This is a genomic window from Fretibacterium fastidiosum, assembly GCF_000210715.1.
GTDB classification, from domain to species: Bacteria; Synergistota; Synergistia; order Synergistales; family Aminobacteriaceae; genus Fretibacterium; species Fretibacterium fastidiosum.
The window spans coordinates 2,199,260-2,203,858 of the sequence record NC_021038.1 but is presented as its reverse complement, the minus strand read 5'-3'; the positions used below and the strand labels follow the sequence as shown (position 1 = coordinate 2,203,858).

At 69.5% G+C, this 4,599-nt stretch carries 5 protein-coding genes; all 5 read left to right on the top strand.

What is annotated here, in order from left to right; all coding sequences use genetic code 11:
* Nucleotides 1–2,097, top strand: a 2,097-nt coding sequence (gene pheT / locus SY1_RS09955) for a phenylalanine--tRNA ligase subunit beta (protein WP_208873669.1), incomplete at its 5' end; no start/stop codon positions are given.
* 70 nt (nt 2,098–2,167) lie between these two features.
* A complete protein-coding gene (locus tag SY1_RS09950; protein ID WP_015556947.1) occupies nt 2,168–2,452 on the top strand; it encodes a hypothetical protein in 285 nt (94 codons plus the stop codon).
* 5 nt (nt 2,453–2,457) lie between these two features.
* Nucleotides 2,458–2,805, top strand: coding sequence for a hypothetical protein (locus SY1_RS09945; protein WP_208873667.1), 348 nt, complete (start codon nt 2,458–2,460; stop codon nt 2,803–2,805).
* A gap of 90 nt (nt 2,806–2,895) precedes the next feature.
* Nucleotides 2,896–4,227, top strand: a complete 1,332-nt coding sequence (locus SY1_RS09940; RefSeq protein WP_015556946.1) for a sodium:solute symporter family protein — start codon at nt 2,896–2,898, stop codon at nt 4,225–4,227.
* The gene (locus SY1_RS09935) at nt 4,224–4,427 is read left to right on the top strand and encodes a hypothetical protein (RefSeq protein WP_015556945.1); all 204 of its coding nucleotides are present in this window, start codon (nt 4,224–4,226) and stop codon (nt 4,425–4,427) included. Before SY1_RS09940 ends, SY1_RS09935 begins: the two co-directional genes overlap by 4 nt.
* Nucleotides 4,428–4,599: the final 172 nt, after the last annotated feature.

Genomic DNA, 4,599 nt, shown 5'->3' with positions numbered 1-4,599 from the left:
GGCGTGGACAGCGCGGGGATGATGCTCTCCGCCGAGGAGCTGGGCCTGCCGGACGTGGACTCCCCCGACGGGCTCCTGATCCTGCCCCCGGACACCCCAGCAGGCGTCCCGGCGGAGGCCCTCTACCACCTGGGGGATACGGTGCTCGACGTCTCCGTCACCCCGAACCGCGGCGACCTCCTGAGCCTCCTCGGTCTGGCCAGGGAGCTGAAGGGGCTCTTCCCCGACGCGACGCTCAGGACGCCCGCCTGGATGGCGCCCCTGAAGCAGGAGGAGGACTGGACGGAGCGGTTCGGCGCTATCTCCCTGCCGGACCGGGGTTGCCTGTGCTACCGCCTGGGGCTGGCCACGGGCGCCAAGATCGGGCCGTCGCCCCTGACGGCGCGGATCGACCTGAGCCACATGGGCATGAGGCCGCTCACCAACGCTGTGGACGCCACGAACTACGTCATGCTGGCGCTGGGACAGCCCCTCCACGCCTTCGACCTCAACACGCTGCCGGAGCGGGAGATCACGGTGCGCGCCGCCCGCGAGGGTGAGCGCATGACGACCCTGGACGACAAGGAGCGCCTCCTGACGGAGCGCGACATGCTCATCACGAGCGGCGGGACCCCCATCGCGCTGGCCGGCGTGATGGGAGGAAAGCAGACCGGCATCGCTGAGGACACCCGAACGATCGTGGTGGAGAGCGCCTGCTTCTCCCCCGTGCGGGTGGGACACACGGCCCGTCGCCTCGGCATCACCTCGGAGGCTGCCTTCCGCTTCTCCCGAACGGTGGACCCCACCCTCTCCGGAACGGCTCTATCCGCGGCGCTTTCCCTCCTGCGCGACTGGTGCGGAGCGGACGTGAGCTGCCGTCCGCTGTCCGCCGAAAACGCCCTCCCGACCCCGAAGCCCGTGACCCTGACGCGGCGCAAGCTCTCCGTCTACCTGTCCTTCGACGACATGGACGGGGCTCAGAGGATCCTCGAGGGCTTCGGCATCGCGCGCCACGGCGGGACGGAGGACGCCCGGACCTTCCTGCCCCCAAGCTGGAGGCCGGACGTCGCCATCGAGGAGGACCTCATCGAGGAGGTCGGCCGATTCCGGGGCTACAACGACGAGCCGGGCCGCCTGCCGGGCGAGATGCCCGTCCGCGCGGAGGTGGGCTCTCCCACCAGCCTGGCCGCCGCCCTGCGCAGCGCCCTCGTGGCGCGCGGCTACACCGAGGTCATGACCTACAGCTTCCTGCCCGATGACTTTCCGGCCCGGCTGCACCTGCCGGACGAGGACCTGCGGGCGCACCCATTGACGCTGGCCAACCCGATCAGCCGCGACCAGATCGCCATGCGCACTACCCTCGTGCCGGGGCTGCTCATGGGGCTTCGGACGACCCTGGCCTCCGGCTGGCGCGGCGCGGTGCGGACGTTCGAGCAGGGGCGCGCCTTCCTGAGGACCGCGCCCGACGCGGCGGAACACGTGGAGATCGACCGCGTGGCGGGCCTGGCCTTCAACGGCACGGACCCCCGCACGCCCTGGAAGGGGCAGGAGGAGGACTTCTACAGCGTCCGTGCGGACGTCGAGGCGCTGCTCCTGGGGCGGGGGCTCACGCCGCGCTTCGTGCCGGGCAAAGAGCCCTTCGCCCACTCCGGGCAGACGGCCGAGGTGCGGGCCGTCACGCCGGAGGGGGAGAAGCGGATCGGCTGGCTGGCCCGCCTGAAACCGGCCCTGGAACAGGAGCTGGACGTGACGGGGCCGGTCTGTCTCTTCGAGCTGGACCTTGCACCCCTCGAGGAGCTGCGCAAGCCGAGCTACAGGCCCGGTAGCCCCTTCCCCGCCTCCCTGCGCGACATCTCCATGTTCGTGCCGGCGGGCCGCGACCAGGACGAGGTGGCTGCGGACGTCCGCGGGGCTGCCCACGAGGCGGGGGGCAACATCCTGGAGACGCTTCGCCTCTTCGACGTCTACGCGGGGAAGGGCGTGCCCGACGGCTTCGTCAGCATGGCCTACTCGCTGAACTACCGCGCCCCCGACCGTACCCTGAAGGACGAGGAAGTGGAGTCCATCCACCGAAAGGTGCGGGACGCCCTGACACGGAAAGGGTACAATATACGGTAAGTCATCCCGGCCCTGTCGGGCCTCCGGCCCGGCAGGGCCGTCCCGTGCGGCAGAGGAGTTGTGATAACGGATGGAACTGAAGAGCATCGAGAACCTTGTGGATCGCCTCGCGGAGCGGATCGAAACGCTGATCGAGGAGCGGGACGACCTGCGGCGCGAGGTGGACCGCCTCAATGCCTGCGTCGCCGAGCGCGACGAGGAGTGCGTCCGCGTCCGCCAGGAGATGGCGCGGACCATCGAGGAGGCGGCGGACGAGTCCGCGCACGTGGAGCGCAGCGGCACGGAGATCGAGGCGAAGCTCCAGACCCTGAACGACCGCCTCATCGAACTCGTGATGGAACAGCAGCGGGGCTGACGGTCGTGAAGGCGCCAAGGAACGTGCCCCTGACCGTCGGAAAGAGGACCTATACCATCAAGACCCCGCTGGACGACGCGGCGCTCTCCCGCGTGCAGGCCCTGCTCCGCGACGCCTGCGGAGACCCAGCCCGCGGGACGGGTCAGGAGGAACTGATGCTCCTGGCCTGCCTGAAGCTCGCCTACTCCCTGGACACGCTGACGGAGCGCCTGGAGGTGCTGGCGGACCGCCTCTCCGATGCGGAGGGCCTCCGGAAGGCGCCCTCCGTCTCCGGGGCCTCCGGGAGGGCCACGGACGAAGGGGAGGAAGCCAGCGAAGAGGACCGCAAGAGCGGATTTCCTGCGCCGCGATGACCGCGAAGGGCGACGGTCCGGCGGGGGAGCGCGGGCTGCAGGGCAGCGCGTCATTTCAGGGCCGCCGGTGCGGCAGAGGGGATTGATTTCATGGAATTTCAGATGGGGCTGGGGATCGTATTGGTGCTGGCGTTGATCGTCGGCGTGGGGCTCTGGTCGGGCAGGAGGGTGAAGAGCAAGGCGGACTTCCTGACCGGCGGTGGCCAGGCGGGGCCCGCTCTGGTCTGTGGCGCGCTGATGGGGAGCCTCGTCAGCGCCCAGTCCACGATCGGCTCCGCGCAGATGGCCTTTTACTACGGCCTGACGGCCTGGTGGTTCACCCTGGGTTCGGGGCTGGGCTGTCTCCTCATGGCCCTGGGCTACGTCCGCGCCCTCCGGGCCAGCGGCTGCGTGACGGAGCTGCAGGTCATCTCGAAGGAGTACGGCGGAGCGGCGGAGAGCGTCGGAGCCGTGCTGAGCGCCCTGGGCATCTTCATCACCGTGCTGTCTCAGATCATCGCCTGCATCGGGCTCTTCACGATCCTGTTCCCCAACCTCTCCATAGCGTGGGCCGCAGTCCTGACCGTGGCCGTGATGGGCTGTTATGTCGTGTTCGGCGGCGCCTGGGGGGCGGGCATGGGCGGCGTGGTGAAGGTGGCCCTGCTCTACCTGGCCTTTATGGCCGGCATCGTGCTGGTGCTGCGCTGCGAGGGCGGGCTTCCGGGGCTGGCGGAGACGCTCTCGAACCTCCTGGCGGGCACCCCCCTGGGGATGGTCCAGCGCGCCGCCGCCAACGTGCCCAACGTAGCGGACGGAGGGGACCTGGCACAACGCTTCGCCAGCCTCACCGCCCGGGGGCTCCCCACGGACATGGGCTCCTGCCTGTCCCTCATCGTGGGGGTCCTCTCCACCCAGACCTACGCACAGGCCGTCTGGAGCGCCAAAACGGACGCGGCGGCGCGCAGGGGCGTGCTGATCAGCGCCCTCCTGATCCCCATCCTCGGAGCCGCGGGCATCCTCATGGGGCTCTCGGTGCGCGCCCACTACATCACTCAGGCGGAGGCGGAGGCGCTCGCCGCCGCGGGACAGGCCATCCCTGACCTTCCGGTCCTGGCCAGCACGCTGCACGTGCTGCCGGCCTTCGCCATGGACCACATGCCGCCGCTGATGGCCGGCGCCGTGCTGGGGACGCTCCTGATCACGGTGATCGGCGGCGGGGCGGGGCTGTCGCTGGGCATGGCCACCATCCTGGTGGAGGACCTGTACCGGCGCGCCACGAAGCGCATCGACACCGCCTCGAAGGAGCTCCTGGCGACGCGCCTCACCATCGTGGGGATCCTCGCCGTCGGGGCGGCGCTGGCCGTCCTCGCCCACGACAGCAAGCTGAACGACCTGGGCTTCCTCTCCATGGGCCTGCGGGGGCGGTGGTGTTCGCCCCCATGACCTGCGCACTGATGATGAAGGGGCGCATTCGTCCACCCTTCATCATGGCCGCGATCGTGCTCGGCCCGTCGGCGGTGGCGGCCGTCCCCCTCCTGAGCCTGCCCGTGGACCCGATCCTGAGCGGCACGGCAGTCTCCATCGCCTGCTGCCTCGCGGGGCTGATCTTCCAGCCATCCAGGGAAGTACGGGCCAGGGCCTGATCCTGGCGGAGCGCGGGGAGGAAACAGAGGCCAACGCACCCATTCTCGGAACATCGCCCCTTGCCTGTTGAAGATTTTTGCAGTAAACTGCAAAAATCTTCAACAGAAGGTGTGCTGCATGGAAATCAAAAGAGACCGTTACCTGATACCAATTCGCGTTTAAAGAAAGGTG